Genomic DNA, 22,411 nt, shown 5'->3' on the forward strand with positions numbered 1-22,411 from the left:
GTAAGCGGGCACCCGCACTCTCGGCGTCGGCACCGACCGAACCGAGAGGAACCCTTCCGATGACCACCAAGACCGTGCTCGTTTCCGGGGCGGGCATCGCCGGCCCGTCCGCCGCCCACTGGCTGCACCGCGCCGGCTACCGGGTGACCGTCGTCGAGTCCGCGCCCGCGCTGCGACCCGGCGGCCAAGCCGTCGACTTCCGCGGTGAACAGGTGAAACTGCTGTCCGCGATGGGGGTGCTCGACGAAATCCGCCGCTACGAGACGGCGATGGGCGACCAGACCGTACTCGGCCTCGACGGCCGTCCGGTGCTGACCGTGCCCGGCGCCGCGTGGAGCGGCGAGGTCGAGATCCTGCGCGGCGACCTGGCGCGGATCCTCCACGAGCACACCGCGGACCACACCGAATACGTCTTCGGCGACCGCGTCACGAGCCTCACCGAAACCGCGGACGGCGTCGAAGTCACCTTCCGCCGCGGTGCGCCGCGGAAGTTCGACCTCGTCGTCGGGGCCGACGGCGTGCACTCCGGGGTGCGGGCCGCCGCCTTCGGGCCGGAGCGGGACTTCCGGAGCGACCTCGGCTTCGGCATCGCCGGCTACACCGCGCCCAACCACCTCGGGCTCGACCACGCCAGCGTCATGTACAACGAGCCCGGCCGCGGCCTCACCGCGGGCAGCCACCGGCTGCCGGACCGGTTGCACGTCAGCCTGGTCTTCGCCGCCGACGGCGTCGAATTCCACCGGCGGACGCCGGAAGAGCAGCGGGCCCTGATCGCGCAGCTGTTCGCGGACACCGGCTGGGAGACGCCGAAGCTGCTCGAAGCGCTGCCCGCGGCCGACGACCTGTACGTCGACTCGATCAGCCAGATCCACCTCGACCGCTGGTCGAAGGGCCGGGTCGTGCTGCTCGGCGACGCCGCGTGGTGCGCCGGGCCCGGCGGGTCCGGCACCGGGCTCGCGATGATGGGCGCCCAGGTGCTGGCCGGCGAACTCGCGGCGGCCGGCGGCGACCACGTGACGGCGTTCGCGAAGTACGAGCAGCGGCTGCGCAAGCCGGCCACGGTGGGGCAGAAGAACGGCAAGGGCTCCGGCAACTTCCTCGCGCCGCACACGGCCGCGAAGATCCGCAGCCGCAACCGCGCCTACCGGATGCTGAGCACCCGGCTGTTCGGCGGGATCTTCACCTGGATGACCGACCGGGCGGCCAACGCGCTCGAATACCGTGAATATCCCGATTCCTCTCATCGGGGGGCTCGACTGGCGACTCGACGTGAGGTGGGTCACTCTTGACGCCATGTCAGCACTTCGGGCTGCCGACGCCCCGGTCCGGACGGCGCTCGCCGGGCTGGCCGTGCTGGCCCTTGGCGTGGTGACGGCGCTGAACGCGCGGTCCCTGCCGGTGATCGGCGACGGGACGACCTACGCGGCCGAGTTCGCCGAAGCGGCCGGGCTGGCGGTGGGCAACGACGTCCGCATCGCCGGCGTCGAGGTCGGCCGGGTGTCGGACGTGCGGCTGCGCGGCGACCACGTGCTGGTTTCGTTCCGGGCCAAGGGAGCCTGGCTGGGCGACGCGACGACCGCGGCGATCCGGCTGAAGACCGTGCTGGGCCAGAAGTACCTCGCCCTCGACCCGCAGGGCGAGGGCACGCTCGACCCGGGATCGCCCATCCCGCGCTCCCGCACCACGGTGCCCTACGACATCCTCGCGGCGTTCGGTGACCTCTCGTCCACAGTGGACCGAATCGACACCGCGCGGCTGGCGAAGAGCTTCGACACGCTGTCGGCGACGCTGGCGGACACGCCGCAGAGCGTCCGCGCCGCGTTGACCGGGCTCTCGCGGCTGTCGGACTCCCTCGCCTCCCGCGACCGGCAGCTGAGGTCGTTGCTGGGCAACACGCGGGTGGTTTCGCAGACGCTGGTGGACCGCGACGCGGCGGTGCGCCGCCTCATCGAAGACGGCAACGAGCTGCTCGCCTCGATAAGCAGCCGCGAGGCGGCGATCACCACGTTGCTCGACGGCTCACGGCGGTTGTCGTCGGAGGTGTCCGGGCTGATCGGCGAGTCCCGGGTCGGCCCGCTGCTCACCGAGCTCGACCAGCTGACGTCGATGCTGCAGCGCAACCAGGACGCGCTGGCCGCGGGGCTCCGCGCGTTCGCCCCGTTCGTCCGGCTGGGGACGAACCTGGCGGGGAACGGCCGGTGGATCGACGGCTACCTCTGCGGGCTGGTGCTGCCGTCGTTCGGGCCGCTGAACGAAGAAGGCTGCCACGGTTAGAGTTCCGGTTTCGGATTCGGTTGCGTCACCGACCCGAACGGGAAGCTGACAGCCGAACCCGCACCCCACCCAGACCTCCCCCCACCCCGATCCGAAGCCAGAACACGGCCGGTGGTGCCGGGTCAAGGCATCTTTCCCGCCTTGACGCGGTACCACCGGCCGTAGTCACAATCAGGCTTCGGGGTGGTGGGCAACCAGCAGCCCGCCGACCCGCCCCGATACCGGTGGATGATCCCCTCGACCATCGCCCGCGCACCCGAAACGGCCGACCACGCCTACCGGTCCAGAAGCTTTCAGCCTTTCCGCCGCGCACTCCCCTGCGCGGCGGCGCACAGGACCGGCTCGGTCTCTCCGTCCACTGTGTACAGCTCGCAGCGGCAGGTGGCCCGCGACCGCCCGGCCTGCACGACGACGGCGCGGGCGCGCAGGACCTCGCCGACCGCGGGCCGGAGGTAGTCGATCGTGAAGCCGGCGGTGAGCAGCGCCGGGCCGAGGACGATGCCGGCGGCGAAGGTCAGCGCGTTGTCCGCGGCGTAGGCGAGCACGCCGCCGTGGACGTAACCGTTCTGCTGGTGGAGTTCTTCGCGGATGTCCAGTTCGAGGGTGGCCGCGCCGTCGCCGAACTCGGTCAGGCGGGCGCCGAGGAGTCTGACCCACCAGACCTGTGTGCGCTGCTGCGATGCCGCTGTACCAGCTCATGAAGAGGTCCAGTGAAGGCGGCGACGGGTGAGTCGCACGGCCGTCGTTGCAGCCGGTTCGCGACTGTTGCCGCCGCCGGCTTCCGGCGGCCGCGGTGCTCGAGCCGCCGGGGCGGTTCTTCCGCTGCGGCGATTCCTCCACATGCCGGACTCGCTGTGAACAGCTCCGCCGGCTCGCGGATGTTCCGGGCTTTCCGTCGGTGGGCACCGATAGACTGGACTTGGGCACGCCCCCCAGGGAGGGTGGGGAGCTGGCTGGGGTCAGCTGTGCCTGGTCGGCCCGCACATACCGGCCCGCACGAACACCGGGCGGTGGCGCTGCGGCTGACGGCGGCCGGCGAAGAGGCTTTGGTCCGGGTCGGCCCGGCGATCGAGGAGTTCAACGCGCGGCTGCGGGCGGTCCTGGGCGAGGCCGGGTTCCGCGACACGGCGGAAGGCGTCGGGAAGCTCGCGCGCAGCGAGTGGTGAGCCCTACGCCACGATCAGCCGGAACCCCGCGTCCCACTCCGGCAGGTCCAGCAGCTCCGCGTGGTCCGCCTGCCAGCGTCCCGACTCCAAGTCCGCCCGCAGCCGCGCGATCCCCCGCGTAACCGCCTCCGGCGACGTCTGCGCCAGTGCCGAACACGATCGCCGGACCGCCGGGTCGAGGTACGCCTCCGGGCGGCGCCAGTACGCCGGGAACACGCCGTCCGTGAAGTCCCACGGCACCGGCAGCGGCACCACCGACACCGCACCCAGGTGCTCCGCGATCTCCGGCGCCGAAGGCCTCGACCGCTCGAGGGACGCCACCTCCGGCACGTACTCCCGCACGAACCAGAAGTCGCTGTGCCGGGCCGTGTCGTACGCCAGCACCACCCGGCGGCCCGCCACGCGGCGCAGCTCGTCGAGGCCGGCGCGCCAGTCGGGCCAGTGGTGCACGGTCAACACCGCCAGCGCGGCGTCGAACGCGCCCGAGGCGAACGGCAGCGCCTCGGCGACCGCCCGCACGACCGGCGCGGCCCCGGGCGGGCGTTGCCGGATCATCGCCACCGACGGCTCGACCGCGACCACCCGCCGCGACGGCGGCTCGTACGACCCCGTCCCCGAGCCGACGTCCAGCACCGAAGCCGCCGGCCCCAGCGCGGCGAGCACGGGCGCCAGCCAGCGCGGGTCGGTCCGCCGCCCCGCCGCGTAGCCGATGCCGATCTCGTCGTAGCGCGTCATCAGCGCTCGGTGCCGTCGCCGCCGTTCTGCTCGGCCAGGAACCGCTCGAACTGGGAACCGAGTTCCTCCGCCGTCGGCATGTGCTCGACCGACTCCGCCAGCAGGCTGCCGCGGTCGGAGGCCTCGATGAACGTGTCGTACTGCCGCTCCAGGGCGCGGACGACGTCGGCGATCTCGTCGGACTCGGCGACCTGGCGGTTGATCTCGGCGTCGGCCAGGTCGGCGGCCGTGCGCAGCTCGCCCTCCGGCAGGCTCAGCCCGGTCGCGCGGCTCAGCGCGTCGAGCACGATCAGCGAAGCCGCCGGGTACGTCGACTGCGCGAGGTAGTGCGGCACGTGCGCCGCGAAGCCCATCGCGTCGTGGCCCCACTCGCCGAAGCGGTACTCCAGCAGCGCGGCCAGGCTGCCCGGGACCTGCAGCCGGTTCGGCAGCGGCTGGTTGTCGCCGACCAGGTCCTTGCGGGTCGCGTGCGCGGTGACGCCGAGCGGGCGGGTGTGCGGCGCGCCCATCGGGATGCCGTGGAAGCCCGCGGTCAGCCGGACGCCCCAGCGCTCGACGAGGTTGCGGACCGCCGCGGAGAACCGCTCCCAGTCGTGGTCCGGCTCCGGGCCGGACAGCAGCAGGAACGGCGTGCCGTCGGTGTCGTGCAGCAGGTGCACGACCAGTTCGGGCGCGTCGTAGTCCTCCCAGTGGTCGACCGCGTAGGTCATCGTCGGCCGCCGCGAGCGGTAGTCGATGAGCCGGTCGACGTCGAAGCGGGCGATCACCCGGTGCTCGCCGCCCAGCAGGTGCTCGGCCAGCAGACGGCCCGCCGAGCCCGCGTCCATGAACCCCTCGAAGTGGTGCAGCAGCACCGCTCCGGTCAGGTCGGGGACGTCCGAGTCCACCTCGTACAGGTCGTCGGGATCGAATCCCACCGGGTCCTCCTGGTCTCCGCTACACCAATCCGTCAAGCACAACACACCCCGGGTGGGATTCCATTCCGCCGACGGTGTCGCCGATCGTAACGCCACGCGTTCGAGGCCGGTTCGGATCGCCTTCGCGACAAGTGTCGTGGGCACGCAAGGCCCTGATCGGGCACGCTTGAGCGGTGAGCGAACACACCACGAACACGGCGCTGCGGCTGCGGCCGCCGGCGCACCGGGTCAGCCGCCGGGCCATCGGCTACTGGACGGTGACCGCCTCGATCCTGTGGATCATCCTGATCGGCGTCCAGACGCTCATCGTGGTGACCAGCGACGACGCGCCGGAGTTCCTGACCGTGACGCTGGTGCTCTCCTGCGTGCTCGGCCCGCTGCACCTGATCGTGATGCCCCAGTGGCGCTACCGCGTGCACCGCTGGGAGGTCACCGAGGAGGCCGTCTACACGCAGTCCGGCTGGCTGAAGCAGGAGTGGCGGATCGCGCCGGTTTCGCGGATCCAGACCGTCGACATCGAGCGCGACCCGTTCGAGCAGCTGTTCGGGCTGGCGAAGATCACCGTCACGACGGCGTCCGCGGCCGGCCCGCTGCGCATCTCGGGCCTGGCGCACGACCGCGCGCTCGTACTGGCCGACGAGCTCACGAAGACGACCCAGGCCGTCCGCGGGGACGCGACGTGACCCCCACCGAAGCCGCGGAGAGCACCGAACCCGCCGTCACGCCGCCCGCCGAGGGCACGCAGGACGCGCCGTGGCACCACCTCGACCGGCGGATGCTGCTCATCCGGCCCGTGCTGGACCTGGTGAAGTCGCTGCCGGTGCTGGCCGGCGCGCTGCTGTTCGGCCACGGCGAACCGTGGCAGTGGGTCGGCCTCGTGTTCACCGCGATCGCCGTGTTCACCGGTGTCTCGCACGTGCTCACCTCGCGCTACCGGATCACCGAGTCGCAGGTCGAGTGGCGCACGGGGCTGCTTTCGCGGAAGCACCGGGCCGTTCCGCGCGACCGGATCCGCACGGTGGACGTCACCTCCGAGCCGAAGCACCGGCTCTTCTCGCTGGCCGCCGCGCGGATCGGCACCGGACGCCACTCGCATGGGAAGGGGCCGGGCAAGGACGAACTCGTCCTGGACGCCGTCACCATCGCCGAGGCCCAGCGGCTGCGGACGCTGCTGCTGCACCGCAAGGCCGAGGCCGCCGCCCCTGAGGAAGCCACCGCCGCGCCTCAGGAGCAGCTGATCGCCGCGGTCGACAAGCGGTGGCTGCGGTACGCGCCGTTCACGCTGTCCGGGCTGGCCGTGGTCGGTGCCGCCGTCGGCACGGTCTACCACTTCGCGCACGAGCTGCACTTCGACCCGATCCAGTTCTCGCTGGTCCAGGCGGTCGTCGGGCACTTCGCCGACACCCCGGTGTGGGTGAGCCTGGTGCTCGCGGCCGTCGGGCTGCTGGTGCTCGTCGCGCTGCTGTCGGTCGGCGGGTACGTGCTGTCGTTCTGGAACTTCCGGCTCACCCGCGAGCCCGCCGGGACGCTGCACATCCGGCGCGGGCTGATCACCACCCGGTCGGTGTCGATCGAGGAGGACCGCCTGCGCGGCGCCGAAATCCGCGAGCCGCTGCCGCTGCGGCTGGCCGGCGGCGCCCGCTGCGTCGCCATCGCCGCCGGCCTGCGGGAGGGCAAGAGCGCCGACAAGGGCGGCAGCCTGCTGCTGCCGCCGGCGCCGCTGGCACGTGCGCACGAAGTCGTCGCCGACGTGCTGGGCGAGGACCCGGTGGCGACGCCGCTGGTGCGCCACCCGCGCCGGGCGCTGTACCGGCGGCTGTCCCGGGCCGTCTTCAGCGTGCTGCTGTTCGCCGCGGCGCTCTACGGCCTGGCGTGGCTCGGCGCGCTGCCGGACTGGCCGTGGCAGGTCGCGCTCCTGCTGGTGCCGTTCGCCGCGCTCGTCGGCTGGGACCGCTACCGCGGCCTCGGTCACGCGCTCACCGGCCGCTACCTCGTGACGCGGTCGGGGTCGCTGGACCGCGGCACGGCGGCGGTCCGCTGCGACGGGATGACCGGGATCGTCGTGGAGCGCTCGTACTTCCAGCGCCGGGCCGGGCTGGTCACGCTGATCGCGCCGGTGGCCGCGGGCAAGGGGAAGTACGCGGTGCCCGACGTCGGCGAGGCCGACGGGCTGGCGCTCGCCGACCGGGCCGTCCCCGGCTTGCTGGCCCCGTTCCTCACCGGTGACCGGGACCGCGGTTGACGGCTCACCGGCAACGCTCGTAGCGTGCAGTTCGCCGTCCGAAACCCTCGACCGCAGTTCGCGTTCACGAGAGGACGGCAGGATGTTCCGGAAGCTCTTCGCTGTGCTGGCCGCGGGGATCGTCGTGGCCTCGGCCATGGCCCCCACCGCGTCGGCCGCGGACAACCCCTACGGTGACCCGAATCTGGTGCCGATGTTCGACGGCACCGGCCTCGGCGGGTGGACCTCGTCGAAAGACGGGCTCTGGTCGGCGAAGAACGGCGTCATCCACGGCAATGGCACCGCGCGCGGCTGGTTGTACTACAACAAACAGCAGGTCGGCACGTTTCGGTGGATATTCAGCGTGCGGCAGGTCAAGGGCAACCACAAACCGACCGTGCTGATCTGGGGCACCACCGATCCGATCCGCGACGCGCTGAGCGCGATCCAGTTCCAGCCGCCGAACGGCGGGCACTGGGACTACCGGCCGGGGCACAACAACGGCGGCGGGAAACTGTTCCAGCAGCTGCCGCACACCACGATCGACATCAAGAAGTGGGCCCAGTGCGAGCTGATCGGCGACGCCGCCACCGGGGTCGCGCGGATGGCCTGCTGCCCGCTCACCGGCACGGCGATCACCTGCAAGGGCGTCGAAGTGCTGCGGTTCACCGACAAGACCGCGGGGCGCGTCGGCCCGCTCGCGCTGCAGGTGCACAACTCCGGGATCCAGGACGAGTACCGCGGGCTCTACGTCGAGTCACCGGTGGTGACGAAACCGGGCGAGTTTCTCACGATGTGACCTCGGTGCGGCGGTGATGGCCTTTTTCCGGGCCTATTGCTGGCCTTCCTTTCACACTACGTGCTAATTTATTCACCCCGTGTGATAGCGAAGGTAGTTTTTGTCTCACCGAGAGGGCTACGATGACGCCTGCCGTCAGCACCGCCGACGGTTCCGCCACCACTTCACCGCGCCGCACCCCGGGAGCCAGCAGTTCCCGCAAGGTTCTCCAGCTGCTGCTGGCCTTTTCGGAGCGCCGGTGGGAGGCGAGCGTCGCCGAGCTGGCCGCGACGATCGGCACCCCGGTGGCGACGACGTACCGGTACGTGGCCCTCCTCAAGGAGCTGCAGCTGCTCGAGGAGGGCCGCGCCGGCCACTACCACCTGACCAGCCAGGTGATGCCGCTGGCGCGGGCCGCGCAGCTGGCGAACGACATGGTCCGGCTGGCGCGGCCGTCGATGGAGGAAGCCGCGCGGGAGCTCGGCGAGACGGTGATGCTGTTCCAGCGGTTCGGCGACGCCGCGGTGTGCGCGGACCGCGTCGAGTGCGACCGCGCCATGCGGTTCACGTTCGAGCCGGGGCATTCGCTGCCGCTCGGGGTGGGCGCGTCCGGCAAGATGCTGCTCGCGCTGCTGCCGGAGATCGAGCGGGAACGGCGCTGGGCGGCGATCGTCGAAGAGCGCGGCGCCGCGGTGCGCGACGAGCTGAAGTGGGCGCTGGAGAACCGGTACGCGGTCAGCTCCGGCGAGCTCGACGAAGGCGTCTGGGCGTGTTCGGTGCCGGTGCAGACGATCGGCAGGCGGCCCACGGTGCTGAGCCTGGCCGGCCCGGCCGCCCGGATCACCGAAGAGGCCCGGCAGGCGGCCATCACCGCGCTGCAGGAGTACGCGGTCCGCATCCAGCGGGCGATCTCGTCTTATTCGCTGTGAGAAACCCGCGCGGGCGCGTAGAACTGCCTGGGTGATCCGGCTCGCGCACCCCGAGGACCTGCCCGCGCTCGTCGACGTCGAAGTCGAGGCCGGCGCGCTGTTCCGCGAGGTCGGCATGGCCGCGATCGCCGACGACGACCCGGGATCGGTGGCGGAACTGGCGGCGTACCAGTCGGCCGGGCGCGCGTGGGTGAGCGTCGACGCCGAAGACCGGCCGGTGGGCTACCTCGTCGCGGACGTCGTCGACGGGTGCGCGCACATCGAGCAGGTCTCGGTCCGGCCGTCCCACGCGCGGCGAGGCATCGGCCGCGCGCTGATCGAGACCCTGGCGGAGTGGGCGGCCGGGCGCGGGCTGCCGGCGTTGACGCTGACGACGTTCGAATCCGTGCCGTGGAACGCGCCGTACTACGAGCGGCTGCGGTTCCGGGTGATCCCGGACGCGGAAATCGGCGCCGGATTGCGCTCGATCCGCCGCGCCGAAGCCGCCCGTGGTCTCGACACCTGGCCGCGTGTCGCCATGATCCGACCGCTCTGACCTGCGGTTTCTTTCTTCGGTCCCCTAGTTGGGGGAGAGACTGGCGCGGTCGGTCGAACATGTGTTCTACTGTGCCTGCCGGTCCCGGAGGGGGAAGCTCCGAGGGCCGGCCCACCAACTTCGGGAGGTAGTAGTGGCGGTCAAGATCACCCACCTGACGAACGGCCAGCAGGTCCGCTTCGCCAACGCCGACGGCGCCCGCCGGTACGCCGAGATCATGGGCGGCGGCGTGGACAAGTGGCGCTTCACGGTCGTGCCCGAGGACCCGATGCTCCGGAAAATGTCGGACTCGGTCGTTAATGTGCCGGTATGGCGTATGACTTCCAGGTAGTGGTGGATGCGGCCGACCCGCACGTGCTCGCCGACTGGTGGGCCGAGACGCTCGGCTGGTCCGTGGAGCCGACGGACGAGGGCTTCGTCCGCGAGATGATCGCGAAGGGGTATGCCAAGGAGGAGGAGACCCGCACCTACCGGGGGTCGCTGGTGTGGCGCACCGGGGCGGGGATCCGCCACCCGGACTCGCCACCGGACGGGCCACCGCGGCGGATCCTCTTCCAGGAAGTACCGGAGGCGAAGACGGTGAAGAACCGCGTCCACGTGGATGTGTGGGTGGGCGCGGACAACGTCGAGACAACAGTCGAGAAGCTGAAGGCGCGCGGGGCGGAGTTCCTGTGGCGGGGGCGGCAGGGGCCGCACAGCTGGGTGACGATGGCCGACCCGGAGGGGAACGAGTTCTGCGTTTCTTGAGCCGAGCCTGCCGGGCCGGCGGCGGACTGGGGGCCGCCGCCGGCCCGGCAGGTGAGATCGGGGCCCGGTCACGCGAATTCCGGCTTCGATCACGCGAGATCCGGGCTCGATCACGAGTCCCGGGCGCAATCACGCCAGCGCCACCGGCGCGAGCTCAGACCTGCGCCGCCAAGCGGTCCAAAGCCTTCGGCAGGGCCGCCGCCAGGAGGTCCAGCTCCGGTTCCGCCGCCACCAATGGCGGCGAAACCGCCACGCCCCGGCCCAGGTTCCGGACGATCACGCCCTCGTCGCGGCACGCCCGCTGCAGCTTCACCGGGGCTCCCGGGTCCGCGTCCACCACCTCCGCCTTCAGCTCCACCGCCGCCAAGAAGCCCACGCCCGCACGGACCTCCGCCACCAACTCGTGCCCGCTGACCCCCGATACCGCGTCCGCCAGGGGTTTCTCCAGCTCGCGGCCCCGCGGGATCAAGCCTTCGCGCTCGTAGATGTCCAACGTTGCCAGCCCCGCCGCGCAGGCCACCGGGTGGCCCGCGTACGTCGGTCCGTGGCGGAAGATCGGGGCTCCCGGCTTGCCCGTGAAGAACGGCGCCGCCACCTCCGGTGCCACCACCAGCGCTCCCAGCGGGATCGTTCCGCCCGTGATGCCCTTCGCCGTCGTGATCAGGTCCGGCTTGACCGGCCACCGGTCGATCCCGAACCACGTCCCCAGCCGGCCCCAGGCCGCGATCACGCAGTCCGCCACGAACAGCACCTCGTGCCGGCGGCAGATCGCCGCCACCTCCTCGAGGTAGCCCTCCGGCGGCAGCAGCACGCCGCCCGCTCCGATCACCGGTTCGCAGAAGAACGCCGCGACGCGGGCGGCGCCCACCCGCTGGATCTCCGCCTCCAGCGCGGCCGCGTCGTCGTACGGGACGTGCGAGAACTCCGGCGGCTGCGGGCCGACGCCCGCCGCGTTCGCCGGGATGCCGCCGACCGCCGTGCCGAAGCCGTGCGTTCCGTGGTATCCCTGCGCGCGGCCGATCACGTGGACCTTCTCCGGACGGCCCGTCTGCACGAAGTACGCCCGGGCCAGCTTCACCGCCGTGTCGATGACGTCGCCGCCGCCGGAACCGAAGAACACCTTCGACCCCGGCTCCGGTGCCAGGGCCGCCACGCGGTCCGCCAGCTCGATCGCCGGGCGGTTCGCGTTGTAGCCGAACAGGTTCCACGAGTCGAGCGCCCCCAGCTGGCGGGAGACGGCTTCGGTGATCTCCGGACGGCCGTGGCCGAAGTTCGCGTACCAGAGCGACGCCGTCGCGTCGAAGTACCTGCGGCCCGCTTCGTCCCAGACGTACGAGCCCTCGCCTCGGGTGATGACCATCCGGTCGCTGTCGACCGCGCCCATGTCGGCGAACGGGTGCCACAGGGCGTGCTGTGCTGACATCGGTCCTCCTCGCTCCTGCCCCCATCCCTACCAGGGCGAAGCGCCGAAAGCGACCACTCCATCGTGCACAGTTCGCCTCGGGAAACCGGCCGGTCAGTCCAGGTACTCCGCGATCTCCGCCGGCGAGTAACCCAGCTCGGCGAGCACCTCCGCGGTGTGCTGGCCCAGGGTCGGCGGGGCGGACGTCGGCCGCGCCGGGGTGTCCGACGCCTTCACCGGGAAGCCCGTGCCCACGTACGTCCCCAGCGTCGGGTGCGGCAGCCGGACCACCTGCTCGCGCGCCTGGACCCACGGGTCCGCGTAGACGTCGTCGACCTCGTTGACCGGCGCCGCCGGGATGCCCGCCGCGTCGAACGCCTTCATCCACTCCGCCGCCGAGCGGGTCAGGAGCACCGGTTCCAGCAGCGCGTTCAGCTCGTCCCGGTGCGCAGCGCGCAGGGCGTTCGAGGAGAACCGCGGGTCGGCCGCGATGTCCAGGCCCAGCACCCCGCAGAACGCCTGCCACAGCTTCTCGCTGCCGACCGCGATGACCAGCCAGCCGTCGGCGACGTGGTAGCCCTGGTACGGGACGATGCTCGGGTGCGCCGAGCCCATCCGGCGCGGGCGGGGCGCGTCGTGGAACACCGCGCCCGCGGCGTACACGTGCCAGGCCAGCTGACTGTCCAAAAGGGACACGTCGAGGTACTGGCCGCGGCCGGTCGTGTGCCGGGCCTGCAACGCCATCAGCACGCCGATGATCGCCCACGTCCCCGCGTTCAGGTCGGCCACCGGCAGCCCGACCTTCGCCGGCGCGCCGTCCGGCTCGCCGGTCAGCGACATCACGCCGCCCATGGCCTGCGCCACCAGGTCGTACCCGGCGCGGTCGCGGTACGGGCCGGTCTGCCCGAACCCGGTGATCGACACGTGGATCAGCCGCGGGTTCAGCGCGGACAGCTCCTCGTAGCCGATGCCCCACTTCTCCAGCGTCCCCGGGCGGAAGTTCTCGACGAGCACGTCGGCCCCGGCGACCAGCCGCCGGAGGGCATCACGGCCGCGGTCGCTCTTGAGGTCGAGCACGATCCCGCGCTTGTTCCGGTTCGCCGCGAGGTAGTAGACGGCCTCGTCGCCGACGAACGGCGGCCCCCAGCCGCGGGTGTCGTCGCCGTGGCCCGGCGGCTCGACCTTGACCACGTCCGCACCCATCTCGCCGAGGTACTGGGTGCAGTACGGCCCGGCGAGGATGCGCGAGAGGTCGACGACCTTGATCCCGTCGAGCGGGCGGACAGCAGGGGGCATCGGCGGCTCCTCGTCAGGCGGTTCGGTCCCCTTTCTACCCGGACTCGAGGAGCACGACGGCCTGGGCGGTCCGCCGGTAGAGCACGTACCGGCCGTCCCTGACCTTGCTGACCAGGCCCGCCCGGTGCAACGCGCTCAGGTGGTACGACACCGTCCCCGCGCTGTACCCGGTCCGGGCGGCCAGCTCCGAGGTCGACCGCGCGGACTCGAGGTCGGCCAGCAGCGCCGCCCGGGCCGCGCCGACGACCGGTGCGATCCGGCCCGGCCGGTGGCCGGTGCCGGTGCCGACGCCCTGGGCCGGGTAGCAGAGGACGACCTGGCCGGGGATGTCGATCTGGATGCTGATGACCGGCCAGCTGAGCACGCCGGGGGCCAGGACCAGCTCCCGGCCGGAGACATCGGCCTCGCCGTCGAACGGCTTGACGACCGTGATCGCGTCACCGGCCCAGCCGATGGACGGGTGCAGGCTGTCGAGCACCCCGCCGACGCCGTGGCGGGCGATGTACTGCGCGCGGTGGGTGATGTCCCGGTCGAGGACCGTCTGCAGGCCGGCCCAGTCCTCGGCGAGCGCGTCGCGCCAGAACCGGGCGAGGCCGTTGGCCAGCCGCCGGGGCATCGACCCCGACTCGACGCTGCGGCGGGCGGTCACCGGCACGGGCCTGGTCCAGTGGACCTGCGTGTGGGCGAGCACCTGGGCCTCGACCTCGTCCTGCGTGGTCGCCTCGATCCGCGCGATCTGCTCGTCGAGCAGCTCACGCGGCCGGGTGGCCGTGCCCGGCTGCGGGGTGAGCAGGTCCGGCGTGTAGACCTCGCCGGGGCGCGGCAGCAGGTCCAGGAGCAGGGCGACGTCGGGGTGGGCGAGCGCACCGCGGGCGAGCGGGCCGGGATCGCCGAACACCGGGTGCCTGCCCGCGTCGGCGGCGAGCTTCAGCCAGGCGAGGGACTCCGCCGCCAGTGACGGGGAAAACCGTGTCCTGGCCACCGTCTCGGCATCGACCCGCAGCTTGAACACCCAAGCGAAGGTAGCAGGCGGAACGGTCGATTTGAACCGATTCGAATCCTTTCCGGTCGGCGGTTCCCGCGGGGTTGAGTGGGGTGGTGAGCTTCCGACGTGCGACGACCACCGCCGCCGTGGCCGCCGTGCTGCTCGCCTCGGTACCGGCCACCCCGGCGCGCGCCGATGGTCCGGCCGCCGCCGGCTACCGCACGTGTTCCCTCTTCGGCACCATCGCCCACCAGAGCTGGGTCGCCGACGCCGCCGGGCGCTACCACCCCGTCACGATCCGCCGGCCGTACCGCCTGACCGTCGTGTTCCCGGTGCACTGAGTTCGAGCAGCCGGACCTCGGCGTCACGCAGGTAGCGGTCCAGCGCGGCCTCCGCCGCGTCGAACCGGCCGCGGCGCAGGTCGCGCAGGATCTGCTCGTGACAGTCGAGGAACGGCTCGTAGAACGCGCGCGTGTTCTCGTTGAGCACGAAGAACAGCCGCGTCTCGGCGAGCACCTGGCGCATCGTCGCGGAGAGGCGCTCGCTGCCCGCCAGGTCGGCGAGCGCCTGGTGGAAGTGGATGCTGGCGGTGCCGACCGACGGCCAGTCCTCGGCTTCGGCCGCCTGCCGGCCGTCCGCCAGCGCCCGCTCCACCGGCGAAAGATCCACAGTGGACAGCTCGGCCGCGCGCCGCAGGGCACCGCACTCGGTGGCGCGGCGGACGACGTAGAGGTCCTCGATGTCCTCTGTGGTCAGCTCGCGCACGAACACGCCGCGGTTCAGCTCGTGCACGGCCAGCCGCTCGTGGGCCAGCAGCTGGAACGATTCGCGCAGCGTGTTGCGCGAGACGCCGAGCGCCGCGCTGATCGCCGGTTCGGACAGCCGTTCGCCGGGGGCGAAGACGCCGTCGGTGATGTACTGGCGCAGGATCGCGGCGACCCGCTCGGCCGTGCCGCTGCGCTCGAGCAGGTGCCGCGCGCTCTCCAGCCCCGAGGCATCGACGGTCACGGCGCTACCTGACGCCGAGCTCGAAATCGAGGCTGTACCGGTTGCCCGGCATCGCCCCCGCGGCCTTCGCGCCGTCGATCGGCAGCACGACGCCGTTGACGAACCTCGACTCGTCACTGGCCAGGAAGACCACGGCCTTCGCGACCTCCCACGCCTCGCCGACGCGCGCGGCGGGCGTGCTCGCGACCAGCTGGTGCTGCTTGGTCTCGAACTCCTCCGGCGAGTTGAGCGTGCTGCGCAGCATGTCGGTGTCGATCGCGCCCGGGTTGACCGTGTTGGCCCGGATGCCCTGGTGCGCGTGCGCGACGGCGATCGACTTCGTCAGCCCGACCAGCGCGTGCTTGGTGGCGTTGTACACCGGGTCGCCGGGGCGGCCCATCACGCCGCCGTTGGACGACGTCGTGACGATGCTGCCCGCCTTCTGCGCGATCATGTGCGGCAGCACCGCGCGGGTGCCGAGGAAGGCGGCCCGCACGTTGAGCGCGAAGATGTGGTCGAACTCCGCCAGCGTGGTGTCCACGAGGGACTTCCCGAGGTGGATGCCGACGTTGTTGAACAGCACGTCGATCCGGCCGGCCTCGGCGACGACACCGTCGACGAACGCGGCCACCGCGGCCTCGTCGGTGGCGTCCACTATGGAGTGGCGGTAGCCGTCGACCGCATCCGCGGGCTCGCGGATGTCGGAAGCGAAGACCGTCGCACCCTCGGCGAGGAACTCCTTCACGGTGGCGAGGCCGATGCCCCGCGCGCCGCCGAAGACCACCGCAACCTTGCCGGCCAACCGACCCATGCTCACTGCCCTGCTCTCAGTCGTGCTGTCTGCTCTTCGTCCACCGCGTAGTCCTCGGGGAGCCGGACGAGCGCGTCCGCGTCCCCGAGGTACCGCACTTCGACGCCGTACACCTCGCGTGCCGCCGCCACCGAGACGTAGCCCTCGACGACGTCGGTGAACACCGCCGCCACCGGCCGCTCGTGCGGCGGCCCGTACCCGCCGCCGCCCGGCAGCGTGACGTCCACGACGGACTCCGCGGGCGGCGTCACCCGACTCTTGGCGGGCAGGTCCGGCCCGTCGTGGAGGCCGAACCGGCCCGGCGCGCCGGGCCTGCCACCGTCCACGCCGGACGCGGCGGCGCGCACCCGGTCGACATTGCCGTTGACGCTCCACGAAGGCACGCCGGGTGCGCCCATCGTGGTCACCTGTCCGAGTCCGCCGCGGAACCGGCCCGCGCCGCCGGAGTCGACGCGCAGCTCGCGCGTGTGCTGGACCAGCGGCGCCATCGTCTCGATGACCTCGGTCGGCGTCGAGCGCAGGCCGCTCGGGAACCCCGTGGTGGACAGGCCGTCCTTGCCGGGCCGCGCGCCGGTGCCACCGGTCTGGAAGACGTTGAGCATGAACCCGGGCCCGCGCCAGATGGTCATCCACAGCGCGTCCGCGCTCGGCGCGATCGCCGTGCCCGGCAGCGCGCCGATCAGCAGTGACGGCAGGAAGTGGCCGATCAGGTGCCGGGAGGCGACCGGGGCCGGCGGCAGGCAGTTCAGCACCGAGCCCTCGGGCGCGGTGACGTGCACCGGCCGGAAAGACCCGGCGTTGTGCGGCACCTCCGGCGAGATCGCCGCCTTGACCGCGAACGAGGCGTACGCCCTTGTGTAGTTCAGCACGACGTTGATCCCCCGGCGGCTCTGCGGCGAGGAACCCGCGAAGTCGAGGTGGATCTCGTCACCGTCCACAGTGGCTGCAACGCGCAGGACGATCTCTTCGTCCTCGAAGCCGTCGGTGGCGATCTCGTTGGTGTACGTGCCGTCGGGCAGCTCCCGCAGCGCGTCGCGCAACGCCCGCTCCGAGCGGTCCATGATCTCGGCGGCGACGTCGTCGAGGCTGTCGAGGCCGAGTTCGTCCAGCAGCCGCAGCAGGCTCGCCGCGCCGACCTCGTTGCCGGTGACCTGCGCGTACAGGTCGCCGATGGTCTCTTCCGGCGTCCGGACGTTCGCCCGGATCAGCCGCTCCAGGTCGGTGTTGACCTCGCCCGCGCGGAGGAACTTCAGGATCGGCAGGCGCAGGCCCTCCTCGAAGACCTCGTGGGCTTCGGCGGAGACCAGCCGCCCGCCGATGTCCGGCGCGTGGCAGCAGGACGCGAACCACGCGACCAGCCGGCCGCCGCGGAACACCGGGGTCGCCACCGTGATGTCGTTGATCTGGCCCGCGGTCTGCCAGGGGTCGTTGGTGAGCAGCACGTCCCCGGGTTCGAGCGTCTCCGGCGGGTACGCCGCGACGAAGTGGTGCATGCCGGTCGCCATCGCGTTGATGTGCCCCGGCGTGCCGCCGACGGACTGGCCGATCATCTCGCCGCGCGAATCGAACACCGCGCAGGCGAGGTCGAGCGACTCGCGCACGACCGCGGAGAAGGCCGTGTTGACCAGCGCGTTCTGCTGCTCGGCGAGGATGGAGTGCAGGCGGTTGCCGAACAGCCCGGCCAGGATCGGGTCGACACTCACACCGTCACCTCCAGCGCGCCGTCATCCCGGACGACACAGTGCGCGCCCGGCGGGACGACCACAGTGGACTCGCGTTCCTCCACGATGGCCGGTCCGTCGACTCGCGCACCGGGTTCGAGCCGGTACCGGTCGAACACGGCCGTGTCGACAAATCCACCAGTCGACGGGAACCAGGCACGACGGGTGCCCTTGCGCGGCTCCCCGGAAGAAGCCGAGGTCAACCGCAGTGTCACCGCCGGTTTCGGCCCGCTCGAGACGACCCGCCAGTTCAGCACCTCGACACCGACCTCGGGCCCACTGCGCTGATAGAGCGCGCGGTAGGTGCGGGTGAACTCGTCGATCAACGTTCCCGGCCAGGGTCCGTCGTGGACCGGAACACGGATCTCGTAGCCCTGCCCGGCGTAGCGCATCTCGGCGATGCGCTGGTGCGTCACCTCGTCCACTCCGGACTTCGCCAGCAGCGCTTCGCCCTCGGCCTCCAGCTCGGCGAACAGCGCGTTGACCTGTTCCCAGGTGAGGTCGTGCACGGCCGAGCGAGCTGAGCGCACGAAGTCGAACGCCAGCGGCGCGGTGAGGAACCCGGCCGCGCTCAGCACCCCGGCGGCGGGCGGCGCGACGACCGAAGGCGCCCCGAGTGCTCGCGCGACGCCGACGCCGTGCACCGGACCCGCCCCGCCGAAGGTGTACATCGGCAGCTTTGCCGGGTCGTGCCCGCGCTCGACGGCGTGCACGCGGGCGGCGTTGGCCATGTCCTCGTTGACGCTCGTGTGGATGCCCCACGCGGCTTCTTCGACGCTCACGCCCAGCGGCGCGGCGATCTTCCCGGCGATCGCCGCCTTCGCGGCCTCGGCGTCCAGGCGCATCTCGCCGCCGAGGAAGTAGCCCGGGTCGAGGTAGCCGAGCACCAGGTCGGCGTCGGTCACCGTGGGCTCGGTGCCGCCGCGCGCGTAACAGACCGGGCCGGGCTCGGACCCGGCCGAGTCGGGTCCGACGGTCAGCAGGCCGAGCGCGTCGATCCGGGCGATCGAACCGCCGCCGACGCCGATCTCGATCATGTCCGTGACCGGCACCTGCACCGGCAGCCCGGACCCCGGCAGCAGCCGGTACTTGCGGTCCACTTCGAACTGGTGCGTCACCAGCGGTGCGCCGCCGGCGATCAGGCACAGCTTCGCCGTGGTGCCGCCCATGTCGAAGGCCAGCAGATCCGGCGGGCCCAGCTCCGCGGCCGCCAGCGCGCCACCGGCCGGGCCGGATTCCAGGATCCGGATCGGGTGGCGCGCGGCGGTGTCCACTGTGGCCAGACCGCCGCTGGACAGCATGATGTGCGGTGCGCGGGTGATCCCCAGCCGGCGCAGCCGCTGTTCGAGGTCGCGCAGGTAGCGTTCGGTGAGGTCCTGGACGTAGACGTTGGCCACCGTCGTCGACGTCCGCTCGAATTCGCGGATTTCGGGGACCACGTCCGAGGACAGCGCCACCCGGAGCGAGGGCGCGACCTCGGCGAGGATCTCGCCCACCCGGCGCTCGTGCGCGGGATTGGTGAAGGCGTGCAGTAAGCAGACCGCGACGGCCTCGATCCCGCGCGTCGCCAGCTCCCGGCCGAGCCGGGCGGTGAAGGACTCGTCGAGTCCGGTGTGGACGGACCCGTCGGCGAGGATCCGCTCCGGGACGTCGAACCGCAGGTGCCGCGGGACGAGCGGCGCGGGCAGCTCCAGCTGCAGGTCGTAGAGCTCGTACCGGTGCTCGCGGCGCATCTCCAGGACGTCGCGGAAGCCCGCGGTGGCCAGCAGCGCCGTCCGCGAGCCCGTCCGCTCGATGAGCGCGTTCGTGACCAGCGTCGTCCCGTGCACGACCTGTTCGACGGCCGAGAGGTCCGGCAGCAGGGCCGCCAAGCCCTCCTCGACCGCACGGGCCGGCTCGTCGTGCGTGGTCAGGACCTTGCCGACGGCGACGATCCCGGTCTCGTCCACCGCGCAGAGATCGGTGAAGGTGCCGCCGATGTCGACGCCGATCCTCATGTCCGGTACCACCGCGGCGAGGTGTTCAGCGGCGGCTTCAGCTTGGCCTTCACCACCAGCACGTTCGGCTCGTCGGACTCGACGAACTCGCCGAGCAGCCGCCGGAACGCCCGCCCGAAGCCGGAGACGCGATCGGCGTGCACCCCGAACGACCGGGCCAGTCCGACGAAGTCCGGGCTGTCCCAGTCGACGCCGCGGTGCGGCAGGCCCTCGCGGTCCTGGTCGTAGCGGAGCATCCCGTAGCCGCCGTCGTCGACCAGGACGACGGTGACCGGCAGCTGCTCCTGGGCGAGCGTGGCCAGGTCGCCGCAGTTGTAGAGGAACCCGCCGTCACCGGTGATGCAGATGGCGCGCCCGGTGCCGGCGGCGGCCGCGCCGAGCGAGGCCGGGAAGCCGTAGCCGAGGGTGCCCCAGCCCATCGGGTAGGCGAGCTTGCGCGGCGCCCGCACCCGGTGGAAGCCGCCGACCCAGTAGCCGGCCACGCACATGTCCGAGACCAGCACCGCGTCCGTCGGCAGCACCTCGTCCAAAGTGGACAGGAAGTCGTAGGCCTGCGGTTCCTCGTCGCGGATCCGCTGGCGCACGCGGCGGCCGATGCCGGCCAGCCGCAGCGTGATGTCGTCGAGCCCGTCCCGCTGCTTCGGCAGCAGCCGCTCGACGATCGAGCGCGCGTCCCCGACCAGCGTCAGGTCAGGCTGGTAGTTCTTGGCGGCGTCGTCGGCGTCGACGTTGACCGCGATCAGCTTCGGCGGCTTCGGCATCCGCCAGTTCTGCGTCATCAGGCCGTCGAAGTCGGTGCCGATGGCCAGCACGACGTCGGCCTCGTCCCACAGCTCGCCGACCTCCGGGGTGTGCACCGGGTTCGGCGCCAGGCACGGGTGGTCGAGCGGGAGCAGCCCGCGGGCGGCGAACGTGGTGATCACCGGCGCGGCGAGCTTCTCGGCGAGCGCCCCGATCGCGTCACCCGCGCCCGAGCGCAACGCGCCGCCGCCGGCCCAGATCAGCGGGTGGTTCGCGTCGGACAGCATCGCCTCGGCGCGCGCGAGGTCGGGGACGTCGACGTCGGGCTTGCGGTGCGGCGCGGGCGGACGCCGGTGCGGCACCTGTTCGCGCAGGTAGTCGGTGGGCACGCCGAGGTAGACCGGGCCGCTCTGCGGCAGCTGCGCGAGCCGGGCGGCGCGGTGCACGGTGGTGCCGATCTGGTCGGGCGCGCGCACGGTGAAGCCGCCCTTGGTCACCGGGGCGAACATCGCCTGCTGGTCGGACGTCTCGTGCAGCACGCCGCGGACGACGCCGGGCCGCCGCAGCGTCGAGGGGATGTCGGTGGCGATGACCAGCACCGGGGCCGCGGACGCCATGGCCTCGCCGACCGCGCCGAGCGTGTTCGCCGCGCCCGGGCCGGTGGTGACCAGCGCGACGCCGAGCTTGCCGGTGGCGCGGGCGTAGCCGTCGGCGGCGTACCCCGCGGTCTGTTCGTGGCGGACGCCGACGAGCTTGATGCGGGTTTCACCGAGTGCCTCCCACAGTGGCAGGTTGTGCACCCCCGGGAGGCCGAAGACGATCTCCGTTCCGAGCGCTTCCAGCGCGTCCACCAGCTCCCGAGCACCACTCACAGCCACGGGCCGGATACTGCCAGATCGTTCAACGATCTGGCAATCGGCCCCTAGACGATGTTGTGTTCCGCACTCGTGGCGCCTCCGGCGAACCGCCGGACGTCGAGCTCGGTGATGTCCACCGCCGGCCGTCGACCCAGGTAGAGGTCACGGACCAGCTCGCCGGTGGCCGGGCCCATCTGGAAGCCGTGGCCCGAGAAGCCGGTCGCGTAGATGAACCGCGACAGCAGGACGCTTTCCCCGATGATCTGGTTGCGGTCCGGCGTCATTTCGTACAGCCCGGCCCACGCGGTCCGGATACCGGCGTCGAGCACGGCGGGGAGCCGGCGCCCCGCCAGCTCGGCCAGCCGCGGCAGCCACTCGCCCGGCTCGTACCGCGTGTCGAAGCCCGGGAAGCCTTCGTCTTCGGAGAACGACATCGCCAGGCCCGGCCCTTCGCGGTGGAAGTAGAAGGCCGACGGCATCTCGATGGTGAGCGGAACCGCTTCCGGCAGCCCGGGCACCGGCCCGGTGAACACGACCTGCCGCCGGTACGGGCGCACCGGCAGGTCCAGCCCGGCCAGCTCGCCGATCCGGCCCGACCACGCGCCCGCCGCGCACACGACCGCGCCGGTCCGGACGAACCCCGCCGTCGTCACGACGCCGGTCAGCGTGTCGCCGTCGCGCTCGATCCCGGTGACCTCGACACCGGTGCGCAGCTTCGCGCCGAGCGCGCGGGCCGCTTTCGCGTAGCCCTGGACGACCGCGTCCGGCGTCGCCTTGGCGTCGTCCGGCGACCAGAGCGCGGCCACGACCCCGTCGGTCGCCACCAGCGGGAGCACCTTGTTCACTTCGGCCGGGTCGAGCAGGTGGCTGCGGACGCCGTGCTCCCGCTGGAGCTCGGCGCAGCGTTCGAAGGCGGGCACGTCGGCCGGGTCGGTGACGAGGTAGAGGTAGCCGTCGCGGCGGAAGTCGATCTCGGTGTCGAAGTCGCGGGAGAAAGCGCTGTACCCGGCCAGCCCGCGCAAGCCGAGCTCGACGTTGACGCGGCTGGTGAACGACGACCGGATGCCGCCCGCCGCCTTCGCCGTCGAGCCTTCGCCGAGGCCGCCGCGCTCGAGCAGCAGGACGTCGACGCCGGCCTCGGCCAGCCGGAACGCGCAGCTGACGCCGATGACACCACCGCCGATCACGACGCACTCGGCCATCGGTGGCAATGACGTTTCCCCTGCGCCGCGGCCGGTCATACTCGCCAATGTAGAACGTGATCCACCGACGGCCACCGAGCGCGTAGAGTCGGCGTGCCGAGCTCGAGAGG

At 72.1% G+C, this 22,411-nt stretch carries 22 protein-coding genes and 1 pseudogene; 11 read left to right on the forward strand and 12 right to left on the reverse strand.

The window, feature by feature from the left end:
- Nucleotides 1-59 precede the first annotated feature (59 nt).
- Together ABZX11_RS22005 and ABZX11_RS22010 are read left to right on the forward strand one after the other, a co-directional pair.
- Nucleotides 60-1,289 (forward strand): FAD-dependent monooxygenase, encoded by a 1,230-nt coding sequence (locus ABZX11_RS22005; protein ID WP_354915643.1) that lies wholly within the window; start codon nucleotides 60-62, stop codon nucleotides 1,287-1,289.
- A gap of 4 nt (nucleotides 1,290-1,293) precedes the next feature.
- The gene (locus tag ABZX11_RS22010) at nucleotides 1,294-2,274 is read left to right on the forward strand and encodes an MCE family protein (protein WP_354915646.1); all 981 of its coding nucleotides are present in this window, start codon (nucleotides 1,294-1,296) and stop codon (nucleotides 2,272-2,274) included.
- Between the two features lie 293 nt (nucleotides 2,275-2,567).
- Here ABZX11_RS22010 and ABZX11_RS22015 read toward each other — a convergent pair.
- Nucleotides 2,568-2,915 (reverse strand): annotated as a pseudogene (locus ABZX11_RS22015) (PaaI family thioesterase); the annotation flags it as partial.
- A 369-nt stretch (nucleotides 2,916-3,284) separates the two neighbouring features.
- On the opposite strand from ABZX11_RS22015, the gene ABZX11_RS22020 reads away from it, so the two are divergent.
- Nucleotides 3,285-3,440 (forward strand): hypothetical protein, encoded by a 156-nt coding sequence (locus ABZX11_RS22020; protein WP_354915649.1) that lies wholly within the window; start codon nucleotides 3,285-3,287, stop codon nucleotides 3,438-3,440.
- A gap of 3 nt (nucleotides 3,441-3,443) precedes the next feature.
- On the opposite strand, the gene ABZX11_RS22025 is transcribed toward ABZX11_RS22020, so the two are convergent.
- Together ABZX11_RS22025 and ABZX11_RS22030 are read right to left on the reverse strand one after the other, a co-directional pair.
- Nucleotides 3,444-4,175, reverse strand: a complete 732-nt coding sequence (locus ABZX11_RS22025) for a class I SAM-dependent methyltransferase (RefSeq protein WP_354915652.1) — start codon at nucleotides 4,173-4,175, stop codon at nucleotides 3,444-3,446.
- Nucleotides 4,175-5,092, reverse strand: a complete 918-nt coding sequence (locus ABZX11_RS22030; protein WP_176175153.1) for a PAC2 family protein — start codon at nucleotides 5,090-5,092, stop codon at nucleotides 4,175-4,177. The genes ABZX11_RS22025 and ABZX11_RS22030 overlap by 1 nt, the downstream gene beginning before the upstream one ends.
- 173 nt (nucleotides 5,093-5,265) lie before the next feature.
- On the opposite strand from ABZX11_RS22030, the gene ABZX11_RS22035 reads away from it, so the two are divergent.
- The 7 genes from ABZX11_RS22035 (at nucleotide 5,266) to ABZX11_RS22065 (ending at nucleotide 10,302) form a co-directional block, all read left to right on the forward strand.
- Entirely contained in the window at nucleotides 5,266-5,775 is a 510-nt protein-coding gene (locus ABZX11_RS22035) for a PH domain-containing protein (protein WP_354915656.1), read from the forward strand.
- Nucleotides 5,772-7,334, forward strand: a complete 1,563-nt coding sequence (locus ABZX11_RS22040; RefSeq protein WP_354915659.1) for a PH domain-containing protein — start codon at nucleotides 5,772-5,774, stop codon at nucleotides 7,332-7,334. The genes ABZX11_RS22035 and ABZX11_RS22040 overlap by 4 nt, the downstream gene beginning before the upstream one ends.
- A gap of 82 nt (nucleotides 7,335-7,416) precedes the next feature.
- Complete coding sequence (locus tag ABZX11_RS22045) at nucleotides 7,417-8,112, forward strand: family 16 glycoside hydrolase (protein ID WP_354915662.1); 696 nt, start codon at nucleotides 7,417-7,419, stop codon at nucleotides 8,110-8,112.
- Nucleotides 8,113-8,234: 122 nt separating this feature from the next.
- Complete coding sequence (locus ABZX11_RS22050; RefSeq protein WP_176175149.1) at nucleotides 8,235-9,020, forward strand: IclR family transcriptional regulator; 786 nt, start codon at nucleotides 8,235-8,237, stop codon at nucleotides 9,018-9,020.
- A 31-nt stretch (nucleotides 9,021-9,051) separates the two neighbouring features.
- Nucleotides 9,052-9,555 carry a GNAT family N-acetyltransferase gene (locus ABZX11_RS22055; protein WP_354915665.1) on the forward strand — a complete coding sequence of 168 codons (504 nt, stop codon included), beginning with the start codon at nucleotides 9,052-9,054 and terminating at the stop codon, nucleotides 9,553-9,555.
- A gap of 133 nt (nucleotides 9,556-9,688) precedes the next feature.
- Nucleotides 9,689-9,886, forward strand: a complete 198-nt coding sequence (locus tag ABZX11_RS22060) for a hypothetical protein (RefSeq protein ID WP_004561810.1) — start codon at nucleotides 9,689-9,691, stop codon at nucleotides 9,884-9,886.
- Nucleotides 9,886-10,302 (forward strand): VOC family protein, encoded by a 417-nt coding sequence (locus ABZX11_RS22065; protein ID WP_354915803.1) that lies wholly within the window; start codon nucleotides 9,886-9,888, stop codon nucleotides 10,300-10,302. Before ABZX11_RS22060 ends, ABZX11_RS22065 begins: the two co-directional genes overlap by 1 nt.
- A 154-nt stretch (nucleotides 10,303-10,456) precedes the next feature.
- Here ABZX11_RS22065 and ABZX11_RS22070 read toward each other — a convergent pair whose 3' ends face one another.
- The 3 genes from ABZX11_RS22070 to ABZX11_RS22080 all read right to left on the reverse strand — a co-directional run bounded on the left by ABZX11_RS22070 (nucleotide 10,457) and on the right by ABZX11_RS22080 (nucleotide 14,012).
- A complete protein-coding gene (locus ABZX11_RS22070) occupies nucleotides 10,457-11,725 on the reverse strand; it encodes an aminotransferase class III-fold pyridoxal phosphate-dependent enzyme (protein ID WP_354915668.1) in 1,269 nt (422 codons plus the stop codon).
- 93 nt (nucleotides 11,726-11,818) lie between these two features.
- Nucleotides 11,819-13,000, reverse strand: a complete 1,182-nt coding sequence (locus tag ABZX11_RS22075; protein ID WP_354915671.1) for a CoA transferase — start codon at nucleotides 12,998-13,000, stop codon at nucleotides 11,819-11,821.
- A gap of 34 nt (nucleotides 13,001-13,034) precedes the next feature.
- Nucleotides 13,035-14,012, reverse strand: coding sequence for a DUF5937 family protein (locus ABZX11_RS22080; RefSeq protein ID WP_354915674.1), 978 nt, complete (start codon nucleotides 14,010-14,012; stop codon nucleotides 13,035-13,037).
- A gap of 86 nt (nucleotides 14,013-14,098) precedes the next feature.
- Between ABZX11_RS22080 and ABZX11_RS22085 the strand changes: the two genes are divergently transcribed.
- Complete coding sequence (locus ABZX11_RS22085) at nucleotides 14,099-14,326, forward strand: hypothetical protein (RefSeq protein WP_354915677.1); 228 nt, start codon at nucleotides 14,099-14,101, stop codon at nucleotides 14,324-14,326.
- Here the strand turns inward: ABZX11_RS22085 and ABZX11_RS22090 are convergent.
- Genes ABZX11_RS22090 through ABZX11_RS22115 form a run of 6 tightly spaced genes read right to left on the reverse strand, consistent with a single transcriptional unit; the run spans nucleotide 14,277 to nucleotide 22,301 of the window.
- A complete protein-coding gene (locus tag ABZX11_RS22090; protein ID WP_354915680.1) occupies nucleotides 14,277-14,993 on the reverse strand; it encodes a GntR family transcriptional regulator in 717 nt (238 codons plus the stop codon). The two genes, ABZX11_RS22085 and ABZX11_RS22090, sit on opposite strands and share 50 nt — an antisense overlap.
- A gap of 4 nt (nucleotides 14,994-14,997) precedes the next feature.
- Entirely contained in the window at nucleotides 14,998-15,783 is a 786-nt protein-coding gene (locus ABZX11_RS22095; RefSeq protein ID WP_354915683.1) for an SDR family oxidoreductase, read from the reverse strand.
- Between the two features lie 2 nt (nucleotides 15,784-15,785).
- On the reverse strand, nucleotides 15,786-17,486 hold the full coding sequence (locus ABZX11_RS22100) for a hydantoinase B/oxoprolinase family protein (RefSeq protein WP_354915686.1): 1,701 nt from the start codon (nucleotides 17,484-17,486) through the stop codon (nucleotides 15,786-15,788).
- Nucleotides 17,483-19,501: a hydantoinase/oxoprolinase family protein gene (locus ABZX11_RS22105; protein WP_354915689.1), complete on the reverse strand. Its 2,019-nt coding sequence runs from the start codon at nucleotides 19,499-19,501 to the stop codon at nucleotides 17,483-17,485. Before ABZX11_RS22105 ends, ABZX11_RS22100 begins: the two co-directional genes overlap by 4 nt.
- Complete coding sequence (locus tag ABZX11_RS22110) at nucleotides 19,498-21,120, reverse strand: thiamine pyrophosphate-binding protein (protein ID WP_354915692.1); 1,623 nt, start codon at nucleotides 21,118-21,120, stop codon at nucleotides 19,498-19,500. The genes ABZX11_RS22105 and ABZX11_RS22110 overlap by 4 nt, the downstream gene beginning before the upstream one ends.
- A 44-nt stretch (nucleotides 21,121-21,164) precedes the next feature.
- Complete coding sequence (locus ABZX11_RS22115; protein ID WP_354915695.1) at nucleotides 21,165-22,301, reverse strand: FAD-binding oxidoreductase; 1,137 nt, start codon at nucleotides 22,299-22,301, stop codon at nucleotides 21,165-21,167.
- Between the last annotated feature and the right edge of the window lie 110 nt (nucleotides 22,302-22,411).

The sequence above is a fragment of the Amycolatopsis sp. NPDC004169 genome, assembly GCF_040610315.1.
Lineage (GTDB): Bacteria > Actinomycetota > Actinomycetes > Mycobacteriales > Pseudonocardiaceae > Amycolatopsis.